This window comes from Epilithonimonas sp. UC225_85 (assembly GCF_042695135.1).
Taxonomy (GTDB): Bacteria; Bacteroidota; Bacteroidia; order Flavobacteriales; family Weeksellaceae; genus Epilithonimonas.
Genome location: NZ_CP170547.1, coordinates 1,730,840 through 1,754,854, shown reverse-complemented (window position 1 = coordinate 1,754,854; position 24,015 = coordinate 1,730,840). Strand labels below are relative to the sequence as shown.

Annotated in this window: 25 protein-coding genes; 12 read left to right on the top strand and 13 right to left on the bottom strand. The window is 36.4% G+C overall.

Annotated elements, in window-relative coordinates; translation table 11 throughout:
- Positions 1 to 62 precede the first annotated feature (62 nt).
- Positions 63 to 2,891, bottom strand: coding sequence for an excinuclease ABC subunit UvrA (gene uvrA, locus ACFJGY_RS08225; protein WP_379969922.1), 2,829 nt, complete (start codon positions 2,889 to 2,891; stop codon positions 63 to 65).
- Between the two features lie 152 nt (positions 2,892 to 3,043).
- Here uvrA and ACFJGY_RS08220 point away from each other — a divergent pair, with 152 nt between their 5' ends.
- Positions 3,044 to 3,838 carry a S1/P1 nuclease gene (locus ACFJGY_RS08220; protein WP_379969920.1) on the top strand — a complete coding sequence of 265 codons (795 nt, stop codon included), beginning with the start codon at positions 3,044 to 3,046 and terminating at the stop codon, positions 3,836 to 3,838.
- Between the two features lie 77 nt (positions 3,839 to 3,915).
- Here ACFJGY_RS08220 and ACFJGY_RS08215 read toward each other — a convergent pair whose 3' ends face one another.
- From ACFJGY_RS08215 to ACFJGY_RS08190, 6 genes are all read right to left on the bottom strand, one after another.
- A complete protein-coding gene (locus ACFJGY_RS08215; protein ID WP_379969918.1) occupies positions 3,916 to 4,404 on the bottom strand; it encodes a GNAT family N-acetyltransferase in 489 nt (162 codons plus the stop codon).
- A gap of 15 nt (positions 4,405 to 4,419) precedes the next feature.
- On the bottom strand, positions 4,420 to 5,343 hold the full coding sequence (locus ACFJGY_RS08210) for a UbiA family prenyltransferase (RefSeq protein WP_379969916.1): 924 nt from the start codon (positions 5,341 to 5,343) through the stop codon (positions 4,420 to 4,422).
- 152 nt (positions 5,344 to 5,495) lie between these two features.
- Positions 5,496 to 6,422 (bottom strand): mevalonate kinase, encoded by a 927-nt coding sequence (locus ACFJGY_RS08205; RefSeq protein WP_379969914.1) that lies wholly within the window; start codon positions 6,420 to 6,422, stop codon positions 5,496 to 5,498.
- 87 nt (positions 6,423 to 6,509) lie between these two features.
- Positions 6,510 to 7,991, bottom strand: coding sequence for an MFS transporter (locus ACFJGY_RS08200; protein WP_379969912.1), 1,482 nt, complete (start codon positions 7,989 to 7,991; stop codon positions 6,510 to 6,512).
- Between the two features lie 139 nt (positions 7,992 to 8,130).
- Positions 8,131 to 9,312 (bottom strand): acetyl-CoA C-acyltransferase, encoded by a 1,182-nt coding sequence (locus ACFJGY_RS08195; RefSeq protein ID WP_379969910.1) that lies wholly within the window; start codon positions 9,310 to 9,312, stop codon positions 8,131 to 8,133.
- A 137-nt stretch (positions 9,313 to 9,449) separates the two neighbouring features.
- Positions 9,450 to 9,851 (bottom strand): hypothetical protein, encoded by a 402-nt coding sequence (locus ACFJGY_RS08190; protein ID WP_379969908.1) that lies wholly within the window; start codon positions 9,849 to 9,851, stop codon positions 9,450 to 9,452.
- Between the two features lie 134 nt (positions 9,852 to 9,985).
- Between ACFJGY_RS08190 and ACFJGY_RS08185 the strand changes: the two genes are divergently transcribed.
- From ACFJGY_RS08185 to ACFJGY_RS08175, 3 genes are read left to right on the top strand one after another with little or no spacing between them, the layout of a single operon-like run.
- Entirely contained in the window at positions 9,986 to 10,219 is a 234-nt protein-coding gene (locus tag ACFJGY_RS08185) for a hypothetical protein (protein ID WP_379969906.1), read from the top strand.
- Positions 10,204 to 10,500, top strand: a complete 297-nt coding sequence (locus tag ACFJGY_RS08180; RefSeq protein ID WP_379969904.1) for a type II toxin-antitoxin system RelE/ParE family toxin — start codon at positions 10,204 to 10,206, stop codon at positions 10,498 to 10,500. Before ACFJGY_RS08185 ends, ACFJGY_RS08180 begins: the two co-directional genes overlap by 16 nt.
- A 16-nt stretch (positions 10,501 to 10,516) precedes the next feature.
- Positions 10,517 to 10,798, top strand: coding sequence for a hypothetical protein (locus ACFJGY_RS08175; protein ID WP_379969902.1), 282 nt, complete (start codon positions 10,517 to 10,519; stop codon positions 10,796 to 10,798).
- A 77-nt stretch (positions 10,799 to 10,875) separates the two neighbouring features.
- On the opposite strand, the gene ACFJGY_RS08170 is transcribed toward ACFJGY_RS08175, so the two are convergent.
- From ACFJGY_RS08170 to ACFJGY_RS08160, 3 genes are read right to left on the bottom strand one after another with little or no spacing between them, the layout of a single operon-like run.
- Complete coding sequence (locus tag ACFJGY_RS08170; RefSeq protein WP_379969900.1) at positions 10,876 to 11,952, bottom strand: hypothetical protein; 1,077 nt, start codon at positions 11,950 to 11,952, stop codon at positions 10,876 to 10,878.
- Positions 11,953 to 11,958: 6 nt separating this feature from the next.
- Positions 11,959 to 12,657: a hypothetical protein gene (locus ACFJGY_RS08165; RefSeq protein WP_379969898.1), complete on the bottom strand. Its 699-nt coding sequence runs from the start codon at positions 12,655 to 12,657 to the stop codon at positions 11,959 to 11,961.
- Complete coding sequence (locus ACFJGY_RS08160) at positions 12,638 to 13,195, bottom strand: RNA polymerase sigma factor (protein ID WP_379969896.1); 558 nt, start codon at positions 13,193 to 13,195, stop codon at positions 12,638 to 12,640. The genes ACFJGY_RS08165 and ACFJGY_RS08160 overlap by 20 nt, the downstream gene beginning before the upstream one ends.
- A 501-nt stretch (positions 13,196 to 13,696) precedes the next feature.
- On the opposite strand from ACFJGY_RS08160, the gene prfB reads away from it, so the two are divergent.
- The 3 genes from prfB to ACFJGY_RS08145 are packed head-to-tail and all read left to right on the top strand — an operon-like array spanning position 13,697 to position 15,383.
- Entirely contained in the window at positions 13,697 to 14,809 is a 1,113-nt protein-coding gene (gene prfB, locus ACFJGY_RS08155) for a peptide chain release factor 2 (protein ID WP_379969894.1), read from the top strand.
- A 57-nt stretch (positions 14,810 to 14,866) separates the two neighbouring features.
- Positions 14,867 to 15,100 carry a hypothetical protein gene (locus ACFJGY_RS08150; RefSeq protein ID WP_379969892.1) on the top strand — a complete coding sequence of 78 codons (234 nt, stop codon included), beginning with the start codon at positions 14,867 to 14,869 and terminating at the stop codon, positions 15,098 to 15,100.
- Positions 15,084 to 15,383: a type II toxin-antitoxin system RelE/ParE family toxin gene (locus ACFJGY_RS08145; RefSeq protein WP_379969890.1), complete on the top strand. Its 300-nt coding sequence runs from the start codon at positions 15,084 to 15,086 to the stop codon at positions 15,381 to 15,383. The genes ACFJGY_RS08150 and ACFJGY_RS08145 overlap by 17 nt, the downstream gene beginning before the upstream one ends.
- Before the next feature lie 38 nt (positions 15,384 to 15,421).
- Here the strand turns inward: ACFJGY_RS08145 and ACFJGY_RS08140 are convergent, their stop codons facing one another.
- On the bottom strand, positions 15,422 to 16,771 hold the full coding sequence (locus tag ACFJGY_RS08140) for a dihydrolipoamide acetyltransferase family protein (protein ID WP_379969888.1): 1,350 nt from the start codon (positions 16,769 to 16,771) through the stop codon (positions 15,422 to 15,424).
- Between the two features lie 124 nt (positions 16,772 to 16,895).
- Between ACFJGY_RS08140 and ACFJGY_RS08135 the strand changes: the two genes are divergently transcribed.
- The 3 genes from ACFJGY_RS08135 (at position 16,896) to ACFJGY_RS08125 (ending at position 20,716) form a co-directional block, all read left to right on the top strand.
- Positions 16,896 to 17,186: a putative quinol monooxygenase gene (locus tag ACFJGY_RS08135; protein WP_379969886.1), complete on the top strand. Its 291-nt coding sequence runs from the start codon at positions 16,896 to 16,898 to the stop codon at positions 17,184 to 17,186.
- A gap of 138 nt (positions 17,187 to 17,324) precedes the next feature.
- Complete coding sequence (locus tag ACFJGY_RS08130) at positions 17,325 to 19,922, top strand: T9SS-dependent M36 family metallopeptidase (RefSeq protein WP_379969884.1); 2,598 nt, start codon at positions 17,325 to 17,327, stop codon at positions 19,920 to 19,922.
- 149 nt (positions 19,923 to 20,071) lie between these two features.
- Entirely contained in the window at positions 20,072 to 20,716 is a 645-nt protein-coding gene (locus ACFJGY_RS08125) for an outer membrane lipoprotein carrier protein LolA (protein WP_379969882.1), read from the top strand.
- A 70-nt stretch (positions 20,717 to 20,786) separates the two neighbouring features.
- Here ACFJGY_RS08125 and ACFJGY_RS08120 read toward each other — a convergent pair whose 3' ends face one another.
- The gene (locus ACFJGY_RS08120) at positions 20,787 to 21,506 is read right to left on the bottom strand and encodes a DUF4294 domain-containing protein (protein WP_379969880.1); all 720 of its coding nucleotides are present in this window, start codon (positions 21,504 to 21,506) and stop codon (positions 20,787 to 20,789) included.
- Positions 21,507 to 21,549: 43 nt separating this feature from the next.
- Here ACFJGY_RS08120 and ACFJGY_RS08115 point away from each other — a divergent pair, with 43 nt between their 5' ends.
- Complete coding sequence (locus ACFJGY_RS08115; protein ID WP_379969878.1) at positions 21,550 to 22,626, top strand: M42 family metallopeptidase; 1,077 nt, start codon at positions 21,550 to 21,552, stop codon at positions 22,624 to 22,626.
- A gap of 23 nt (positions 22,627 to 22,649) precedes the next feature.
- A complete protein-coding gene (gene rpe, locus ACFJGY_RS08110; RefSeq protein WP_379969876.1) occupies positions 22,650 to 23,300 on the top strand; it encodes a ribulose-phosphate 3-epimerase in 651 nt (216 codons plus the stop codon).
- Positions 23,301 to 23,462: 162 nt separating this feature from the next.
- Here the strand turns inward: rpe and ACFJGY_RS08105 are convergent, their stop codons facing one another.
- Positions 23,463 to 23,882: a nucleoside-diphosphate kinase gene (locus ACFJGY_RS08105; RefSeq protein WP_034965572.1), complete on the bottom strand. Its 420-nt coding sequence runs from the start codon at positions 23,880 to 23,882 to the stop codon at positions 23,463 to 23,465.
- Positions 23,883 to 24,015: the final 133 nt, after the last annotated feature.

Below are 24,015 nucleotides of genomic sequence, written 5' to 3'. Positions count from 1 at the left end.
TCAAAAATAAATAAAAAACCACAATTTGCATTGTGGTTTTCCTTAATACGTGATTAATATTTTTACATCTCTTTCTTCAAAAACTTAGCCGTGAGACTTTTCTTAGACTTGATAATCTGCTCTGGCGTTCCTTCGGCGATGATTTGTCCGCCGTGTTTTCCACCTTCAGGACCGACGTCGATGATGTGATCAGCCAATTTGATAACATCCATATTATGCTCAATAATGATGAATGAATTTCCTAATTCTACTAATTGATTGATAGCTTCCATCAAAACTTTCACATCTTCAAAATGAAGTCCGGTTGTTGGTTCATCCAGAATATAAAGTGTGTTTCCGGTTTGTCTTTTGGAAAGCTCCGTTGCCAGTTTGACACGCTGCGCTTCTCCTCCACTCAAAGTTGTCGATTGCTGACCGATTGTAATGTAACCCAAACCAACGTCCTGTAAAGTCTTCACTTTAATGAAAATCTTAGGAATCGGCTGGAAGAATTCTACCGCTTCGTTAATTGTCATATCCAAAACATCAGAAATCGATTTTCCTTTGTAACGGACTTCAAGAGTTTCACGGTTGAAACGTTTCCCGTGACAGGTTTCACAATGAACGTAAACATCGGGCAAGAAATTCATCTCAATCACCTTCAAACCGCCTCCCTGACAGGTTTCGCAACGTCCGCCTTTCACATTGAAGGAGAAACGTCCGGCTTTGTAACCACGGATTTTACTCTCTGGCAATTCGGCAAAAAGATTACGGATATCGGTGAACATCCCCGTGTAAGTCGCTGGATTTGAGCGTGGTGTTCTGCCAATCGGACTTTGGTCAACGTCTACGATTTTGTCGATATTATCAATCCCTTCAATGCTTTTGTAAGGCAAAGGTTCCTGAATCGCTCTGTAAAAATGGCGGTTCAAAATTGGATATAAAGTTCCGTTAATCAAAGACGATTTTCCACTTCCGGAAATCCCTGAAACGACCACCAATTTTCCTAATGGAATTTCGAGGTTTACATTCTTAAGGTTGTTTCCGGTTGCGCCTTTCAGGACAATTGATTTTCCGTTTCCGGCTCTTCGTTTTGCAGGAATTTCGATTTTCCGTTTTCCAGTCAGATAATCGGCTGTGATGGTATTAGCTTTTTTGATGTCTTTCGGATGACCTTGCCAAAGGATTTCGCCACCGAATTTCCCCGCTCTCGGACCAATATCCAAAACGTGGTCTGCTTCCAGAATCATATCTTTATCGTGCTCCACCACCAAAACCGAATTCCCAATATCACGAAGATGTTTTAAGGAATTAATCAATCTTTCATTGTCTCGTTGATGAAGACCAATTGAAGGCTCATCCAAAATATAAAGAACGTTGACCAATTGAGAACCAATTTGTGTCGCCAAACGAATACGCTGAGATTCGCCTCCAGAAAGGGTTTTCGAGCTTCTGCTGAGACTCAGATAATCCAAACCGACATCCAAAAGGAATTGCAATCTGGTTTCGATTTCTCTAAGGATTTCGTAAGCGATAATTTTATTTTTATCACTGAAAGTATCTTTCACATCGGCCAACCATTCCTTCAAATCTAATAAAGAAAGGCCGTTGATTTCCGCAATATTTTTTCCATCAATCTTGAAACTCAAACTTTCCTGACGAAGACGCGCGCCTTTACAAGTCGGGCAAACTTCTTCCGTTGTGAAATTTCTTTCGACCAAAACGGCGTCGTAATTTTCACGTTCGTCAACGATTTCCTCAAGAATATGAACCAAACCTTCGAAGTTGATTTTAATCTTTTTTGAGATTCCGGCGTGTTTCAGTTCCTTCGTAATGTCCTTGTTATGACCGTAATAGATGTATTCCAAAGCCTCTTTCGGAATATCTTTGAAAGGCGTTGCCAAACTCAAATCGAAAACTTCCAAGATTAGTTTAATCTGAGAAAGAATCCATTTGTTGGATTTGATTTGTTCAAGTGGCAACAGCGCACCTTGATTGATCGACAGTTTGTCATTCTCGACGAAATAGTCGGTGTTTACTTTTTTGACCGTTCCAAGACCTTTGCACGTTTCACAACTTCCTTTTGGAGAGTTGAATGAGAACGTATTCGGTTCCGGCAAAGCCATCGAATCTCCCGTAATATCGTCCATCAAATTCTTAGAAAAAAAATGAATTTCTTCACTTCCCATTTCCTGAATCGCAATCAAACCTTCTCCCATATCAGAAGCGGTTTTCAGGGATTTTTGCATTCTCAGTTCCGTCGCCGATTCTCCGATAATCCATCTGTCCACCACAACTTCCACATCGTGGGTTTTGTAACGGTCGAGTTTCAAATCGTATTCGATGTCCTGAAGAACACCGTCGATTCTGGCCTGAGAATAACCTTTTTTGGAAAGATGAATGAACAATTCGTGGTAATGTCCTTTTCTGGAACGCACAACAGGCGCCATCAGATAGACCTTTTTCCCTTTGAAGTTTTCCTTGATAGTCTCAAGAATCTGGTCTTCCGTATAACTCACCAAACGTTTTCCAGAACTCATTGAATAAGCATCGGAAACCCTTGCGAACAAAAGTCTCAGATAGTCATAAAGTTCGGTAATTGTTCCAACGGTTGAACGTGGATTTTTGTTGGTCGTTTTTTGTTCGATGGCAATTACGGGTGACAAACCTTCAATCTTGTCAACATCCGGACGTTCCAATCCGCCAAGAAACTGCCTTGCATACGCAGAAAATGTCTCTATATAACGCCTTTGCCCTTCCGCAAAAATCGTATCAAATGCGAGGGAAGATTTTCCGCTTCCAGAAAGTCCTGTGATGACCACCAATTCGTTGCGTGGGATTTTGACGGTGATGTTCTTGAGGTTGTGCTCTCGAGCACCGTAGATTTCGATAAATTCCTGATTATTCTTCATTGAAAAGTCTCATTCTGGGAAAACGCAAATTTACGGAATTTAATTGACGATTGCACTTTACCTTAATCCAAGTTTAATAATATTTAACAGAGATTTGGACTTAAATAAATTTTTGATAGACTTATCTTTGTCGCCTGAAATAAATTAAAAAAATGAAACGTATTTTATCAAAATTCACATTTGCTGTTTTAATATTCTCGTCGTTCTATTGCTTCGCTTGGGGATTGACGGGACACCGCGTGATTGCAGAAATCGCTCAACACCATTTGAGTTCCAAAGCTGAAAGAAACATCAAAAAACTTCTTCAAAATCAGAAATTGGCTTACTACGCGAATTGGCCGGATTTCATCAAGTCTGATACGACTAGCGTTTGGAAGGAAACTTCGTCTTGGCATTATGTGAACATCAATCCACAAAAGGATTTTCAGCAATTCAAAGATTCTTTACAAGCTCAAAAAAGCCCGAATCTCTACACTCAAATCGAAAATTTAGCTAAGAAAATTAAAGATAAAAACACTTCTGAAGCTGATAAGAAAAATGCTTTGGTTTTCTTGGTTCATTTGGTGGGTGACCTACATCAACCGCTTCACGTTGGGCGATATGAGGATTTGGGAGGAAATAAAATCAATGTGACTTACTTTGGACAAAATACCAATCTGCATTCACTTTGGGATACTAAAATGGTGGAAGACAGAAAATATTCTTACACGGAATTTGCCAATCTCTTGGACATCAAATCAAAAGATGAAGTGAAAACCATCCAAGGTGGAACTTTGCAGGATTGGTTGTATGACAGTCAGAAAATTGCGAACTCCATCTACTTTCACACACCGAAAGACTCCAAATTGAGTTACGATTACAATTACCGTTTTGAAGCTACTGTTGAAAGACAATTGTTGTACGGCGGATTGCGTTTGGCGAAAGTGCTGAATGATGTTTTCGGCTAAAATAAATAAAAATCAATCCTTTAAAAAGTCCGATTCCAGAAGGTTTTGGGCTTTTTTTATTAGTTCGTTTACAAATTCTAATCAAGATTTTTAATCATCCAAAGATTACAACCAGAATGCCCGGAATTTCCCAAAGGTTTTTCCAAATATTGAAAACCTTGTTTTTCATAAATTGAAACTGCTTTGCTGAATTCCGGAATACTTTCCAGATAAACATTTTTGTATCTCAAATCTTTAGCTTTTTCAAGACATTTTTCCAATAATAATTTTCCAGTTCCTTTTCCTCTTGCTTCTTTTGAAAGATAAAACTTAGCAAGTTCAGTCGTATCATCAGGAAGGTTGGTAGTAGGAAAAATGCCGCAGCAACCTAGAATCACACCATCCTTCTCTGCAACAAATAAAGCGGATTTATCAGTTTGAAATAATGAATATAAATCATCGGTAGTCGGGTCGGAATAAACTGTTCCATTCGTACAACTCACTTCAAAATCGTGAAAAGAAGTTCTGATAATCTTGGCAAGAATCCCGTTATCTTCAACCTTATTTTCTCTGATTATTACTGACATTTCTTTGAAATTATTTTAAATTAACCAAGGATATTTGTGATAAATTCCGTCCAAAAGCATAGCTAGAATTCCGAAGAAAATCCAAAGTCTTAGAAGGTTAAGCGATTTGAATTTGTCATTTTTTTGATTCCGGAATAACATATAAATTGTTCCTAAAATCACAATGACTGTTGCTAAAAAATACCAGGCAATTATATTTTTAAAGCCAATTCCTACGCTTAGAATCACAGAAACTACCAATGTAATTATGAGAAGTACCAAAAGAATTGACCTTGTATTCTGAAATCCAAGCTGATTGGCAAAAGTTTCATAACCAAACATTTTATCTGCATTTTTCGTCAACGTATCTTTGATGACGTCGATAATGAAAAGCATCAGAAAAAGGAAAATGGCGAGAAACAAAATCTTCAAAGAAAATGTCTGATAATAAACCAGCATTCCGAAAAACGGATAAAGCGTTAAACCAACAAAGGTAAAGTTGTTAAGAAATATAATCTTGCTAAGCTTATGGCTGTAAAACCACATCAAAAACTGGTAAATTAAGAAGAAAATAAAAACCCTATACGATACGAAAAATGCCAAACTTAGAGATAGAGCATTAAGTAAAATGTAAGCCGTTAAGTAATATTTTTCCTTAAGAAAATTCTGTAATCTGGAACGAAAAGGCTTGGTCAGCTGATCTTTTTCTTTGTCGTAAAAACGATTGATAATTCCGCCAGCTAATATGCTGAGAACGGAGCAAATGATGATCGAGTGAACTTTATAATCGAAGACAAAATTCCTGAAGCTTTCTTCTCTATTAAATAGGAAAAATGTAGATACATAAAGTGCAAAAGTGAGCAAAACCGCTACAAAAAAACGAGCGCCCAACAGAAAACCCATCAACTGAGAAATACGGTAGAGAGCATTTCGTGAAGCCGGTTTTGTTTCGTTGGTCATTCTAAAAATTCTTTGCGTGTGTAGGATTATTAGTATTTCGAAAACACTTCGACTCCGCTCGGTGTGACAACGCTAATACTAACAATATTTTTTAGAGCTGTCAGTCTGAGCGGAGTCGATGACTTATATACGTTATTGATTTTTAAATAAAATTAAAACCTGTAAATTACTTCTTTGTGAAAACCCTCCAGCATTTTTTCGGCTTTTGCGTAATCTTTAGAAAATCCGAGAATATAACCCCCGCCTCCACTACCGCAAAGTTTGAGGTAATAAGCATTGGAGTCGATTCCTTTTTTCCAGATATTAAAAAGATTTTCTGGGATCATCGGGCGGAAATGTTCGTAAGCCCAAACCGATAATTTTTTCAGATTTTTGAAGAACGGATTCATATCTTTTCTTAGGAAAGCATCGATGCAAGCATTATTGTAACGGATGAATTCTTCTTTCAAAGTTTTTCTGAAACCTTCGTTTTTCAATTTTTCAAAGAAGATCTGAATCATTGGTCCGGTTTCGCCCGTCATTCCGGAATCAATAAGGAAAATGGCACCTTTACCCAACTCTTCTGCTGGGATAGAAACTTTATCAACCGAACCTTTACTTTCGATTAGAATCGGAAGATTCATAAAGCAAATCAATGGGTCGATTCCAGAACTTTTTCCGTGGAAATAACTTTCCAGTTGTCCGAAAATCACTTTTAGGTCTTTCAGTTCATTCTTGGAAATCGTTTCGGGTTCTCTTTTTGTAAAAGAATATTTTTCGAAAATAGCAGCAACCAAAGCGCCTGAACTTCCAACGCCATAACCTTGCGGAATATTGGAATCAAAGAACAAACCTTTTTCGATGTCAGCTTTAAAAGAATTGACATCTAATTTATATTCTGCAGGCAACTCTAAATCAAAAAGATAATTGGAATATTTCTCCAAAGATTGATTCGATTTTTTCTCGAAGTCGTTTTCAAGATCGGAAAATTTGAGTGTTCCTTTATAAAAACTGTACGGTAATGTCAAGCCTTGAGAATCCTCAATAATGCCATACTCGCCGAACAAAAGAATTTTTGCGTAAAATAAAGGGTTAGTCATACTGCGTTTTGATGTTGCAAATTTACAAAAAAAATAACTATTCGATTATTATCAAAAAACGAACCGATATTTTAAATTTTCATTAATTTATTTCGTATTATTTTTGACTTTCATAAAACGGATCAAGACTAGACCAATTGCGAAAAAAATCGTCATAGACAATGCTGAAAAACGCATATTATTAAAATATTCTATCAAGGTAGAGAATATCAATGTTCCAAGAATAATCGCCAGTTTTTCCAAAACGTCATAAAAACTGAAATAAGTCGTATTATCCATAGAATCAGTAGGAAGCAGTTTGGAATAAGTTGACCTGGACATTGCCTGCAACCCTCCCATAACCAAACCGATCACCGCTGCAATTCCGTAGAACTGATATTCTACATTTGGATTTTCTTTGTTAAGATAATATGCTGCCAGACACGCTCCAATCCACATTGCAACAGTAATACTTATGACATTTTTATTCCCGATCTTCTTAGACAACCAAGAGAAAAATAACGCACCGATGATTGCTTCAATTTGGATTAAAAGCAGAGTCATAATCAATTTATCCTGAGCCATATTGATCTCTCTTTTTCCGAAAAGAGTTGCCATCAGGAAAATAGTCTGCATCCCGACACTATAAAAGAAAAAACTTGAAAGGAAGAATTTCAGATTTCTGTCGCCAAAAAGATGACCACCAACTTTGAATAGTTCACGGAAACTTTGTTTAATAATATCAATATAAAAACTGGCATTATCTTTTAAAACTTCGAAGAAACCACCTTGTTCCGTGTGACTCTGGAAAATATTTTTATAATTAAGTAAAACCAAATCTTTTGGTAATTGCTCCTTAACCTGACCAAATTGCGGCAAATGTTTGAATGTATATTGAGAAAAACCAAACCACCAGGCACCCGTCAAAAGGAAACTGACACGTGTATAAATCGCCGCTTGTTTAGGTGTTTCTGCACAAACCTGAATCAATATCAAACAAATAATAACTAAAATTACAGAACCAATGTAACCGTAAACATAGCCTTTTGCAGAAAGCGAATCCTGCTTGTCCGGCGTTGCAATATCCGGCAAAAAGGAGTTGTAGAAAACCAAACTTCCCCAGAAACCAACACTAGCTGTCACACTAAATAATAATCCCAGCCAGACTGTTCCCATCCCAGTAAACATCGCCAATCCCATACAAGAAGTTGCACCAAGGTAACAGAAAAACTGAAGGAAAGATTTCTTATTTCCAATTGTATCTGCTAAAGATGACAAAATTGGAGATAGTAAAACCACAATGATGAAAGAAAGCGTAAGCGAATAACCATAAACCGTATCTGGATGAAATTCTTTTCCAAAAATCTTGATCATATGAGGCACAGCAACATCTATCCATTGTTTAGATTCTGCAACATATTCCTTCTTTTCGTAGGCTGTTGTCAAAATTGCATAATAGATGGGGAAAATCGTTGATGTAATCACTAATGAATAAACCGAATTTGCCCAATCATACAACGCCCAGGCGCGCATAATTTTAGGATTATTCTTTATTGAGTTTTCGGGAATTGTTTTTTCTATTTCAGACATTGGAAATAATTATTTAGACAAAAGTAAAAAAAGGAATTACAAGTTGACAAAAAAATGCATTTGTATCATAAATTTAATAAGAAAAACCCTTTCAAACTTTGAAATCTGAAAGGGTTTTGAAATTTATTTTAATTAAAAATTACTGCAAATTCTCAATAACAATAGCTGTTGCACCACCACCACCATTACAAATTGCAGCTGCGCCGTACTTTCCGTTATTCTGTTTCAGAACATTAATCAAGGTGACAATAATTCTGGAACCAGAACTTCCCAGCGGATGCCCGATGGAAACTGCGCCTCCGTTCACATTCACTTTTGAAGCGTCCAATCCTAAAACTTTGGTATTTGCCAAACCAACTACTGAAAATGCTTCATTCAATTCAAAGAAATCAATGTCTTCTTTTGTAAGATTCGCTTTCTTAAGAGCGATTGGCAAAGCTTTAGAAGGTGCCATTGTGAATCTTTCCGGTTCTACAGCGGCATCCGCGTAAGAGATGATTTTCGCCAGAGGTTTCAATCCTAATTCTTCCATTTTATCTTTTGACATTAGAATCAAAGCAGAAGCGCCGTCATTCAATGTTGAAGCGTTGGCTGCTGTTACGGTTCCGTTTTCTTTTTGAAAAACTGTTGCTAAAGTTGGTATTTTATCGAATTTAACCGATTTGTATTCTTCATCTTCCGAGAATACAATTGGGTCACCTTTTCTTTGAGGAATCGAAACTTGAACAACTTCTTCAGAGAATTTCCCCGCTTCCCAAGCCGCTGCAGCTCTTTTGTAAGACTGGATTGCAAAAGCGTCCTGTTCTTCTCTCGTGATATTATTTTCTTTCGCACATAATTCTGCGCAAACGCCCATATGCTGTTTGTTGTAAACATCGGTTAAACCATCTTTCAAAAGTCCGTCCTGCATTTTGATATCGCCTAATTTTGAACCGTTTCTTCCGTCTAAATAGTGTGGGACCATCGACATATTTTCCATTCCACCAGCTACTATAATATCTACATCGCCAGCTTTGATTGCCTGAGTTGCCATTGTCACTGCTTTCATTCCCGAAGCACAAACTTTATTGATGGTCGTAGAAGGCGTATGATTGGACAAACCTGCGCCCAAAGCCACTTGTCTCGCCGGCGCCTGACCTTCGCCAGCCTGCAAAACATTTCCCATATAAATCTCCTCCACCAAAGTCGGGTCAAGGTTAATTTTGTCTAAAGCTCCTTTTACCGCAGCGACGCCCAATTGTGTAGCAGGAACGCTCGAAAGGCTTCCCATAAAACTCCCCATTGGTGTTCTGGCTGCTGATACAATGAATACTTCTTTCATAATATTTTTAATTTTTGATTGTATACTAATTTCTAAACACAAAGTGCACAAGGTTTTTTTTCACAACTAACTGTTTTAAGGTCACAAGGTTCGATTTTATCAAAATTTTAAAATCAATTGTGTTCATTATGAAAACCTTAGTAGCTTTGTAGTTCAATTTTATTTTTTCTTGATGCAATTAAAATGACAACCGCTCCCAGAAACTCGATGAACCATCCCCAGGATAATTTCACGATTCCTGCGAATGTGGATTGCCAGGATTTGAAAGTTAAAAAACTGAAATAATCCAAAGATTTTAACTTAATGGCAACAAGTGTGAAAACAAAAAGCAATATCATTAAGAATGCCATTATTTTCACGAATTTAGTTTTTCCAATCAGGATGAAAACCAGCGTTAATAAAGAAAATCCCCAAAGTACGATGGCGAGTGTATTATCTACTTTCCAATAGTTCCAGTTTCCAACAATTGGAATATGAACCAAGGGCAGAAAACTGCCTGCCACAACCAAAAATAATCCGATTAACTGTAAATTTTTCATTTCTAAATCCTGTTTGCCAATGTAAATAAAAATTTAGACTTGCAAAAGTGATGATGAGATGAATTTTTGTTTTGAAATATTTCTCTTTGATAAATTCAAATTAATTTTTATAAATTTATATAAAGAAATTAATTATGAATACCGCAGAATTAAAATTAGACTTAATCAATCATATCACAAGCATTAAAGATAAAGTGAGGTTAAAGGAATTGTTACAACAATTAAAATTTCAGGCTGATGAATCATTGTATATTACAAGTGAAGATGAAAAAACAGCAATTTCTGAGGCGAGATATCAAATTGACAATGGGGAGATTTTATCAAACGAAACCGTTCAAGAAGAAATCAAAGAATGGCTAAAAAAATAATATGGACTCTCAAAGCTAAAAATGAACTTGTTGAAATTCTCCAATATTGGATTAACAGGAATAAGTCTAATAATTTTAGTCTGAAATTAAATTCGCTGATTGAAGCGCAATTAAATCTGATTCTAGAACAACCAAAAATCGGAAGAAAAACCGATATTCCCAATGTTTATATTAAAATAATTCATAAGTATCTTATGTACTATGAATTCGTAAACAATACACTTTACATTTTAACAATACGACACGGCAGTCAAAATCCGGAAACTTTTAAATTGAAATAATCACAACAATAAGGTTATGAATAAAAATAAATTTAATGAGTTTATCGAAAAATACAATGTAAAAGAAGAAATAGTAAAATCTTTTGAAAACCTATTGAAACTTAATTCGGTAGAGGATTTGAATATAAAAAATAAAAACATATCTATTGACGTTCAAAAAATTGAGTATAAGAAAACAGACTTCAATTCTCACTCATTTGCAACCCCTGTAAAAGACATCCAAAAAGTAATTGGTGCATTCACACTCGTTTTTAATGACAAAGCTGAAATTACAGACGAATTTTTTATTATTAATTAAGCAAAAAAAGCACACTCCTAAAAAGTATGCTTTCAGAAAATAATAATAAAATAGTGTTCTATGAAAAATGTAATTATTTAAAAGTCAATGTTGGCAATTTCGATTCCGATCTGGATTCCGTTTTTGTTTGGTAGAATTGCTTTATCATTGAAAATTGGTGTAAAATCCTTCTTGATGAACAACGTAACTCCACCATAACCCAGACTGAATTTCCCTCCAAATAAGAAAGCATTCACGCCGTCATCCAAAGTGTAATCATACTTTTTGAAGTGATCATTTTCATCATAGTATTTCACTTTTACGATACTTCTCGTATTGATTCCCGCATAAGCTCCTACTCCAATCTTCCACATTTTTTTTCTCACATCCAGATATTGTTTGCCGTCATATTCTGTGTATTTTGGATTCAGATAAAGCTGAAATTCTATTGGTAATGTCAGGTACACATTTCTAAGTTTGGAACGTTTCAATGTGCCTTCTTCAAAATCCTGAAGGAATAATTGGGAATTTTCCTGAACAAAAACCTGCGGACGTTTCGGCATATAAGTGTCTGTTCTGTAAGCCAATCCGTATCTTATAAACCACGGACTGGTGAAACTTCCTAACTGTCGGTCTGTTCGGAACTGGACCTCAACACTGTGCGAATTTCCGATTCTCATTTCAGAATCATTCTCAAACGGATTGAAACTCCCTTTATCTTTAGTAAGATTCGCAAATGCATAACCGACACTAAGAGAACTGCTTTTTAGATATTTTTCCGGAGACTTTCCACTTTTTCTGATCGTCAATCCGGATGTGCTGAAAACAAAAACATCTTTATTTTTCAAAGTATCAGGTTTTGTGTTGTAAACCGAATTGGTAACCGCAGTTTTCGTAATGTTGTCCAACTGCTGGCGTTCGTTCTCAATTTTATCATTGATGATTGTTTCGTATTTTTTAGAAACTTCTTCTTTCTGCGCGATCTGTTCGGCTTTTGTAATTTTCCCGGAAGAGAAAGCTTCGTCGATTTTGTCGGTTTCAGATTTCATATTTTCTTTCTCGGTTGTTACGATGGAATTTACTTTGTCCGTGTAAGATTTCATCTGATTATCGAGCGTAGTTTGTGCTGTAGCAAAGCTGGAAAGCAATGCCAAAAGTAGAATTTTGACTTTCATAATAGTTTATTTAATTGTTATAGAATCTTGGTCGTAAAGCGTAATTCCGAAGAGTTTGATACGTTTTGGATTGGGAAAATCTGAATCATTTTTGGGTTTTGAAGTATTGATTCCCATTGCAGATTTTGGTATTTCAGATTTCGCTTTGTCGATTTCCACTCCGAAAAGTAAATCGGAAGAGGTAATATATTTTGGTCGTTCTTTAGGTTTTTGAATCTCATTCTGAACGAGTTTTCCTTCTGGTTGAGGAATTGAAATCTCTTCTTTTTTGATTAAAATTTCTTTCTCAGAAACTTTATCAACGGTTTGATTGTCCACTTTAATTCTCTCTGTCATTCTGAGCGGAGTCGAAGAATCTTTCTCATTTTCAACAGCCAATTTTTGATTATCAGTATCAGAATTATTTTTGACTGGATTTAATTTCTCGACTTCATTATTTTCTGATTTTTCAATTAAATTTGGATTTGAATTTTCACTTTGATTCGCTAATTCCATATTTTCATTAATATCAGATTTATTATTAATCATCAGAAAACTTCCACCTAAGCCAATCATTAATAAAATAACTGCAGCATATCTCAACCAAACGATTTTTGGCTTTTCTTCTTTCGCAGGAACTTGGTCGAGTTTCTCTTCCAATCTGTCCCAAAGACTGTCGGAAACTTTCATTTCCTTTTGTTCGTATTTAGATTTCAGATTCTGCATTTTGTTTGGTGTTTTGTTGATTAAAATAATCCTGGAGCCATTTTTTAGCTTTGCTCAGCTGGCTTTTGCTGGTTCCTTCTGTGATGTTCAGGATTTCCGCGATTTCCTGATGTTTCTTTTCCTCGAAAACCGAAAGATTGAAAACCAGTTTATAACCAATTGGCATTTCCCTGAAAATCACTTCCAAATCGATATCCTGAGCTAACTCGTCAACATCTTCCGTTTTATCCGCAATTGCTTCTGTAAATTCCGTTTCGGCGTACAAAATATGCTTGTTTGTCCGAATAAAACTAATTGCATCATTCACCACAATTTTCCTCAGCCAAAACGGAAACGATTCGTAATTTTTACAATCCTCAAGCTTCGTAAATGCTTTGTAGAAAGCATTCATCAACACATCTTCCGCATCATCCCGATTATTGATGTAAGAATTGGCCACCGACAACATTTTCCCCGAAAACATCTCGAACAAACTCTTCTGAGCCAGCCGGTCATTTTTCTTTGCTTTGGAAAAGATATGTTGTAAATCTCGATTCATTTTCTCTTTCTGACTATAAGACGGCAAAATACCAAAATGGTTGCCTCGATTTTCAAAACAATTCAAAATTAATCTTCAAACAACTGATTATCAATTAAATAAATTTAAATCTTTTTACATTTTACTTATTACATTTTATAAAATTTGGGCAATCCCCTCGCCAGCGCTTGTCATCCTGAGGTTCTCGAAGGGCCTCCGCTCGGGTCGGGCTATCCGCTACAATCTTTTTTGTGGAAAACGTTTCTCATTTTGATTCAACATTTCCTAACCACAAAAAAGGATTTCCGCTACTATCCCTATTGCGGCCTTCGTCATAAATTGAAATTTTCAACTACATAATCTTTGCTTTAGCGAAGCGCCCTTGCGAACCTTAAAAATATTTTCAAAGAGATAAAAAAGTCTTCGTGTACTTTGTGTTCAAAATCCCATTAAACCAACAGAATAAAATCATTTCCCGACATTCATCAATTTCTTCTTATTTTTGCAAAAATTAAAACAAACGTGGTAAACACAGACCAAATAAAAGATATCCAATCCAGAATAGAAGACCTGCACAAGTTCCTCCAAATCGAAAAGAAAAAAATCGAAATTTCCAACGACGATGAGAAAACCGCAGCACCCGAATTCTGGAACAACTCCAAAGAAGCCGAAGTTTTTCTAAAACAACTCCGTTCCAAGAAAAAATGGGTGGAAGGTTACGACGATATCAAAACAGAATTTGAAGACCTTCAGGTGCTTTTGGAATTCGCAAAAGAAGACCCAGATTCTGAAAAAGAACTGGACGAAGCTTTCCCAAAATTGGTCGAAAAAGTCGAAAATCTGGAATTCAAAAATATGCTTTCCAACGAAGGCGATGAGTTGTCAGCCGTTCTTCAAATCACAGCCGGAGCCGGCGGAACAGAATCTTGCGACTGGGCAAGTATGCTGATGCGAATGTACACGATGTGGGCGGACAAGCAAGGCTACAAACTTCGTGAACTCAACTTCCAGGAAGGCGATGTTGCCGGAATCAAAACCGTGACGATAGAAATCGATGGCGAGTTTGCATTCGGATATTTGAAAGGTGAAAATGGTGTTCACAGATTGGTGAGAATTTCGCCGTTTGACAGCAACGCAAAACGTCACACAAGTTTCGTTTCCGTTTATGTTTATCCTTTGGTAGATGATACGATTGAAATTAACATCAATCCAGCCGACATCAGTTTTGAAACAATGCGAAGCTCCGGCGCTGGTGGACAGAACGTAAACAAGGTGGAAACCGCCGTTCGTCTTCGCCACGCACCGACAGGCATCATCATTGAAAACTCAGAATCGCGCTCTCAGCTTCAAAATAAGGAAAAAGCAATGCAACTCCTGAAATCCCGACTTTACCAAATCGAACTTGATGAACGTCTTAAGGCCAGAAATGAAATCGAAGCCGGAAAAATGAAAATCGAATGGGGTTCTCAAATTCGGAATTATGTGATGCAACCTTATAAATTGGTAAAAGATGTGCGCTCCGGATACGAAACTTCCGACGTAGACAGTGTGATGAATGGGAATATCACGCCTTTCCTGAAAGCTTATCTGATGAATGAAGGACAAGCTGGAAGTGGGGAGATGGATGAATTGTAGAAAAGTTTAAACAGATTTGAATTATTATTTCTAAATTTGATATAAAGTATTGAAATAATGAATACACAAATTCTCAGTAAGAAACTTGAGTTAATCCAATGGTTATCAACTTTGGAGGATAAGTCCATTATAGAAAAACTTTTAAAATTCCGACAGGAAGAAACTAAGAATTGGTGGGAATCAATTTCCGAAGAAGAAAAAAAATCCATCGAAAAAGGCATTTCTGAAGCTGACAACAATGATTTAAAACCACATTCTGAAGCAAAGAAACTTTATGAAAAGTGGTTATGATATTGTCTGGACACCAAACGCATTAAGAGAATTAGCGCAAACCATTGAATATCTTGAAAGAAATTTTTCAGAAAAAGAAATTAAAAAACTGGCTGATAAAATTGAAGGTACCGTTGCATTAATCTCGAAAAATCCAAACCTTTTTCCAATTTCAGAAAATCGGAATATTCATAAAGCAGTTTTACTGAAATATAATTCGATGTATTATCGTGCGAAAAATGAGAGCATTGAAATTTTGTCATTCTTTTCCAACAGACAATCTCCAAATAAAAGGAAAGCTTAAAAAAAACAAAAGCCTCAGAAAATTCTAAGGCTTTGATTTTATATTTCTGTATTGAGATCCCAATTTTCGAGATAATCGTTGACGTGTTTCAGGAACATTCCGCCCAAACTTCCGTCCACTACTCTATGGTCATAAGAATGCGACATAAACATTTTTTGACGGATGGCGATCACATCACCAAACTCAGTCTCAATAACTGCTGGTTTTTTCACAATCGCTCCAACTGCCAAAATCGCAACCTGAGGTTGAGGAATAATCGGTGTTCCCATCAGGTTTCCGAAAGTTCCTACGTTTGAAATAGTATAAGTTGCACCTTGCGTATCGGCTGGCGTCAGTTTTTTATTCCTCGCTCTGTAAGCAAGATCGTTGATTGCTTTTGCCAAACCCGACAAGCTTAATTGATCTGCATTTTTGATTACAGGAACAATCAGATTTCCGTCTGGAAGCGCTGTTGCCATTCCGATATTGATATTCTTTTTCTTGATAATTTTATCACCATCCACGGAAACATTGATCATCGGAAAATCCTGAATTGCTTTCACAACCGCTCTGATGAAGATTGGCATAAAAGTCAATTTTTCACCTTCTCTTTTCTGATAAGAATCTTTATTTTTCGCCCTCCAGGTCACAACATTCGTCACATCAGACTCTATAAAAGAAGTTACGTGTGGAGAAGTGTGTTTGCTATTAACCATAGCTTCTGCAATAATCTTGCGGACACGATCCATTTGGATAATTTCGTCGCCTTCATTCACAGTGATGGGCTGAGACACAGGTTTTGGAGTTGCTGTTGATGAAGTTTCTTGTTTGACAGAGCTTTCAAACTCTCTAACAATAGAACTCTCTGACACAACGCCTCTGTTTTTCACAAAACCAAGGATATCTTCTTTTGTAATTCTGCCTTCTAATCCGTTTCCTTTGATTGATTTAAGTTCAGATTCAGAAATATTTTCCTGCTGGACAATGGATTTTACCAACGGCGATAAGTATAAATCAGAATTCTGGATATTACCTGAATTTGAATTATTAGAAACGCTTGTTAATGGCTGTTCCAAAGTATTGATGACTTCCGGCTCCGGCTGATGGATCTGATCTTTTACATCTTCATAGGATTTTGGCTCTGGCGTTTCAGAAGTTGAAGAAGCAGCTTCGGTTTCCAAAATTGCAATGGCTTCACCAATTTTTGCTATATCATCCTTATTTTTAAGGATTTTGACGATCTTTCCAGAAACTGGAGTTGGTACATCAGAATCTACTTTATCCGTCGCAATTTCTACTACAGACTCGTCTTCCTTCACAAAATCGCCTTCATTAAACAGCCAGCTGATGATAGTAGCTTCCATAACTCCTTCACCCATACTCGGGAGCAATAGTTTGTATTCTGCCATTATTTTGGTTTTTGAATTTCTCCAAAAATACATTTTTTTTTATTAATTATATAATTCTATCATTTAAAATTAATAAGCCTGATTTTTTTATAAATTTGATAATCAAAATTTTTAGAATCAAACCATGAATATTTACTTAAGCGCAGTCATTCATATCAAAGAAAACTCAATGATGGATGCCATTGAATTATTAAAAAAACTCGTTATAGAATCCCGTAAAGAGACAGGCTGTGTGCAATATGATCTCTTCGAAGACAACAGAAACAAAGGTGTGTTTTTCATTCACGAAAACTGGGAATCCAGTGAAGATCTGCATAATCATCAGGTTTCGGAGCATATGATGAAGTTCCGCGAAGGGATCTCGTCTTTATTGGAAAATCCAAATATTGTTTATGTTGGCAACAAACTTTTTTAATTATATTATTAATAAATTTATAGTTAAAGTTTTGACAATAATTCAAACATTTGAAATTTGTTTATATTTTAATCATTAAAAAGGAAAATTTTAAATATTTTTGTTAATCCGATTTTTAATTGAAAATTATAATTTTATATGAAAATAAATCAACTATCTAAATGTGCAGGTATTGGTGTTTTCTTTTTGTTTGCCAATCTCAATGCGCAGACTACTGAAAAAGTCATCAAAAACTTTATCAAAACTGACGTTAGCTTTCGTAACAATGAAAGTGCAGAATTCAAAATCTTAAACGAAGATAATTCTGAAAGTTTAAAATCCAATATTGTGAATGTTCAGCAATATTATGGAAATGTACCAATTTACAAATCTTTGGCAAAAGCAGTTATAAGAGAAGGAAAAGTAATTTCTTTCAATAATAACTTCCAGAAGGTCAATAATAATGTAGTTGCCGATAAAATTGACAAGTCAGAGGCTTTTTCTTCCGCTTTAAGATTTTTGGATATCAAAGATTCCGGATTCGAAATCATGGATGAAAAAAGCGGCGATCTTATCAACTTGCCAGATAATAAAATAGCAAGTCTTCGTTTTTATTTTGAAAGAAATAATACTTTGATCCCTGCTCAGCTATTCTTCATCAATCAAAGCAAAGAGAATAAGTTTTTTGCAACTCTGGTAAGTCTTACAACCGGTGAGATTTTGGAAAACACCAAAATGATCGACGAATGTTCTTTTGACATTAATCATTTTACAGCAGATGCTCCTGCCGAAACTAATCATCAGTTATTAGCTCATTTTAATAATCACACAACTGGTAAAAGTACAAAAGCTGCTACCGATGCAACTTATAATGTATTCCCATTCCCATTAGAAGCTCCAACTTTTGGTTCCAGAGTATTAGTTTCAAACCCTTGGGATCTGACTGCTTCTCCAGAAGGATGGCACTCTAACGGAACCACTAATTATACAAATACTTCCGGAAATAATGTTTTTGCTTATGTTGATAATAACGCAAGTAATAACATCAACGGATTTTCTCCACAGAGTACTACAACAGGAAGTCTGACATTTGATTTTCCATTTGCAGAAAGCCCGACCCTGAGTGCTTATGATAATAGAAGTTCGGCTGTTACGAACTTATTCTATGCCAATAATATGATCCATGACATCTTCTATAAATTTGGATTTACAGAAGCGACTAGAAATTTCCAAACCAACAACTTTGGAAAAGGAGGAGGACAAGGTGATGCCGTAAGAGCAGAAGCTTTTGACGGAAGTGGATATAACAATGCCAATTTTGCATCGGGTTCAGAAATTCTTAATGGCGTTGGCAACTGGATTGTATCCGCACCAAGAATGCAGATGTATCTATGGGATTATGGCGTAACTTTCCAGCAAAGAATGTTTTATAACGACCCAGTCTTAGCAACAAGACCTGCTGTAAACACAGCTGTCGGATCCTATAGTAGTGGCGGAAGATATCTTATGGAAACTCCAGTAACCGGAGATGTTGCCATTCCATCTGTGCTGAATGCTTGTACTGCTCTTACAGCAGGAAGCTTAACCGGTAAAATTGCCCTTGTTACAATTTCCGGATGTACAAATGATGTTAAAATTAAAAATGTACAGGCAGCAGGAGCTGTAGGTGCATTGCTTCATAGAACTTCTTCCAATACAGTAACAGACTGGTCTATTACAAATGGTTCCGGAATTAATATTCCTATGGTGATGATTCCTAGAGATGAGGGTAACTTCATTACTGCGGAAATCGCAGCATCCAGAACTGTAAACGTAAGTCTGAAAGATCTTGGCGTAGGTTACAAAAACTCAAGTTTTGATAACGGCGTTATGATCCACGAATATGGTCACGGAATCTCTAACAGATTAACCGGTCAGGGGTACAGCTGTTTAACAAGTCTTGAACAAATGGGTGAAGGATGGTCAGATTTCTTTGCATTGATGTTAACAAACACACCTAGTTACACTGCTACTACAGGAAGAGGAATTGGAACTTACTCTACTAATACACCTACAACAGGAGCAGGAATCAGATCTTACAGATATACAACCGATATGACTGTAAATCCTCATACGTACGCAGACACCAACTCCACTGGAGGACAACCTCACGCAGTTGGAGAAATCTGGGCAACAATGCTTTGGGATCTTCATTGGAAAATGGCAGAAAAATATGGCTACAATTATAATATAACGGCAGATCCAAACTCTGGAAGCGCAAAAGCACTTCAATTGGTAATGAATGGTTTGAAATTACAGCCGTGTAATCCAGGATTCATTTCTGGTAGAGATGCTATTTTACAAGCGGACCAATTAGCTGGCGGTACAGACAACTGTCTTATCTGGAGTGTGTTTGCAAGAAGAGGTTTAGGTGTTAGTGCATCGGCAGGAAGCACTTCCAGCATTACAGATCAGGTCAATGGATTTGATGTTCCGGCTGCTTGTATTCTTGCAACAGAAGAAGTCGCTAAAAATAAAGCATTTGGCATCTATCCAAACCCTGCAAAAGGAGAATTCTTTATCAAAGCTGCTCCAACTGTTGGTAACGCAAGCATCAAAGTAGAAATCTTGGATATGAACGGAAAACTCGTTAAATCTCTTGAAAGAAAGAAAAACAGTTCAGATTCTATTTCTACAAAAGGACTTGTTAAAGGAACTTATCTTGTGGTGATTACTGAAAACGGTAAATCTAACGCAGAAAAATTGATTGTAGATTAATCTGCCATCCTTAAATTAAAATAAAAACCTTTTCAGGCATCTTCTGGAAAGGTTTTTTTATTCCTGAATCTTAACAAACTTTATCATTCAAAAATATTGGCATTAATATTGAAAACTTAACTTTGCAATAATTAAATCTTAAAAATTAAATGAAAAGTTCTATCACAAAATCTTTCTCTGTAATAGCATTTTTAGGAATCAATCTAATGGTTTTTGGACAGACTATTGACTCAAAGTCAAAAACAATATTGGATGACATTACAAGAAATTATAAGAGTAAAAAGAATTCTTATTTCAAATTCTCATACACTACAGGAGCTTCAAAAGATAGCCAAAGTCAAACCGGGATCTTCTACTCAGACAACAGCAGGTACAAACTAAAAATTATGGGTACTGAGCAGATTTTTGATGGAAACAAGGTTTATAGCATCAGTGACGAAGACAAAGAAATCACCATTGCAAAGCCTAATGAAAATCAAGTTCATTTTTCACCATTAAGTTATCTGGATTCTTACAAAAAGGATTACAATGTAAATTATTCAGGTAAAAAAACAATCAGCGGAATTCCTGTTGATGTCATCAAAATGACCCCTGTAAAAGCAAACGGACTCAAAAGTGTGACTTTGTATGTGAATACACCACAAAAAAAATTAATCAAATTGGAACAGGTTTCCAACAACAATGATCTTGCAGTGATCACGATTAATAATTACAAAGAGAATCAGACACTTCCAGCCTCACTTTTCACTTTCGACAAATCAAAATATCAAAATTACCTGATTACAGAATTATAAAAGATATTATTTTAATAAAAAATGCATTACAGAAACGTAATGCATTTTTTTTATTTATGATAAAACTTTATTATTTATTAACCTTGTAATCATTTGCTCCGGGATAAGGCCGTAAATAACCCAGATTCCAATTGGATTGCAGCAATGATTCTATAAAAAGATCATCTCGGTATTTATGAGGATCATAAGGCGTTTTCAGGCTTACATCAGCAATATTTCCTTTTACGTTCCACCAGAAAGCGCTCCATCCACCTCTTAATTCTTTAATGATTTCATAAACAGTTTTTCCAGTTGCTCTGTTCATAAGCTTCGCAAAAACCTGACCTTCTGACGTTGTCAATTCCCGAAGTTGTTTTTCATAATTCGCCGCAAGTTCAGTTTGTCTCTGTTTCATGTATATGCTTCTGTCGGAACCTTTCAGGTTAGCACTTTCTTTTTTTATATCGCGATACTGTTGCAGTGCATCCAGGAATAATGGATAAACACGATTGAGTTTTTTATTAAGGAAAAAATAGAAATTTCTATCCAGTTGGTTATTAAAATGCGGATTCGCTCGTATGGTCAACTCGTCCAAAACAATAACCTGTTCGCCATTTATTTTGTAGATTTTAGCTTTTTGAGCTTCATCATAGTAATATTCATTTCCGAATTCATCTTTTTGCAACTCACTTTTAGGAATATCATCAAAAGATTTTACCGCTAACGTATCTTGCTGTGAAAAACAAAATATGCCTGTAAATAAGAAAAGAATCGGGATCAATTTATGAAAAATCATTACTTTTACTGTCATAAAAATTAACAAATCTAATCAACAAAAATCATTCCCTTTAGATATGAAATTCGAAAAGAAATCAATTAAATTCTTAGAACAATATTTGAACACAGCTTCTCCAACAGGTTATGAGCATAATGGTCAAAAAATATGGATGGATTATATCAAACCTTTTGTTGATAAAATCGAGGTCGATCATTATGGAACGGCTTACGGCATTATCAATCCTGAAGCTGACTTCAAAGTGGTTATAGAAGCCCACGCCGATGAGATTAGCTGGTACGTGAATTATATTACAGATGACGGTTTGATTTATGTCATCAGAAACGGCGGCTCAGACCAGACTATTGCGCCCTCAAAAGTAGTAAATATCCACGGAGAAAAAGGCATAGTAAAAGGTGTTTTCGGATGGCCCGCGATCCACACAAGAAGTGCCAACGCAAATGAGCCGGTTCCAAAGATTGAAAATATCTTTATCGATTGCGGCGCAATTTCAAAGAAAGAAGTAGAAGAATTGGGAATTTTTGTCGGCTGCATGATCACTTATCCGGACGAATTTTTCGAACTGAATGACAGATATTTTGTCTGCCGCGCCTTGGACAACAGAATTGGCGGATTTATGATTGCAGAAGTAGCCAGACTTCTGAAAGAAAACAAAAAGAAATTACCTTTCGGACTTTACATCACCAATTCTGTTCAGGAAGAAGTGGGTTTATACGGAGCTGACATGATTGCAGACACTATCAAACCAAATATCGCCATTGTGACAGACGTGACACACGACACCACAACTCCAATGATTGAAAAGAAAAAAGAAGGTGATCAGAAATGTGGCGACGGACCTGTTGTTTTCTTCGCACCAAGTGTTCATCACAAAATCAGGGAACTCATTATTGATACAGCTAAGGAAAAAGAAATCCCTTTCCAAAGAGCAGCCGCAAGCAGAGCAACGGGAACGGACACAGACGCTTTTGCCCATTCCAACGGCGGCGTTCCCAGCGCATTGATCTCTTTGCCTTTGCGGTATATGCACACGACCGTAGAAATGGTTTCTAAAGAAGATGTCAGCAATGTCATCAAACTAATCTACGAAAGTCTTCTGAAGATAAAACCAACAATGAAGCTGAAGTATCATTAAGAAATAAAAGTAAAAAGTATAAAATGAAAACAAAACTCATAGCACCTTCTCTACTTTCCGCAGATTTTGGAAATCTCCAGAGAGACATAGAAATGCTCAACAATTCCCAGGCAGACTGGTTCCACGTAGATGTGATGGACGGCCGATTTGTCCCGAATATCTCTTTCGGATTTCCTGTCATGAAAACCGTTCAGCAGCACGCCAAAAAATTTGTGGACGTTCACCTGATGATCGTGGAGCCGGAAAAATATGTGGAAGAATTTATTGAATTAGGCGCAGATCTCGTTTCAGTTCATTACGAGGCTTGCGTTCACCTCCACAGAACAATTCATTTGATCCAGAGCAAAGGTGCGAAAGCTGGCGTTGTTCTCAATCCTGCAACGCCGGTTTTGATGCTGGAAGATATTATTGCAGACGTGGATTTGGTTTTATTAATGAGCGTGAACCCAGGATTTGGCGGACAAAAATTTATAGAAAATACTTACAAAAAAATCAGCGAAACCAAAGATTTGATTCTAAGCAATAATTCGACCGCATTGATTCAGGTTGACGGCGGTGTGAATCTGGATAATGCTTCCAAGCTATTTGACGCCGGCGCGGATGTTTTGGTAGCCGGAAACGCTGTTTTCTCTTCGCAAGATCCGGAGAGAACGATTGAACTTTTGAAATTCTAAATTATTAGGAGCTTAATCCCGCTATCCGCTATATCTTTTTTTCCCAAAGCTTTCCCCAAGCAAAAAAAGGATGCCGCTACTATCGGGGCTATTGACAAAATACCACAAAAAATAGGCTGTCAAAACTGACAGCCTATTTTATATTTTAATTTTCAAAAGGAACTAGAAAATCTCTCTCCCGGAAAAATGAAACTGAGCTTCAATAAGCGCATTTTCGTCTGAGTCAGAACCGTGAACTGCATTTTCTCCGATGCTTCTAGCAAAAAGCTTTCTGATGGTTCCTTCGGCTGCTTCAGCAGGGTTTGTAGCACCAATTGTAGTTCTGAAATCTTCTACTGCATTATCTTTTTCCAAAACCGCCGCTACGATTGGTCCAGAAGACATAAAGTCCACCAACTCTCCGTAGAATGGTCTTTCAGAATGTACTTCGTAGAATTTTTTGGCATCAGCAACAGTAAGCTGCGTCAATTTCAAAGCTTTAATTTTAAAACCAGCTTCACTGATTTTTCCAAGGATCGCACCAATATGTCCATCTGCAACAGCATCCGGCTTGATCATGGTAAATGTGATTTTTCCTGACATTATTTTTAATTTTATTTTTAAAGAAATGCAAATTTACAATAATTTTTTGTTACATTTGCTCTCGGAAATTCTTTTCTGGGAAAAGATATTTTTTGGCATAACATTTGCTACTTAATATTCGATTCTCATGTTT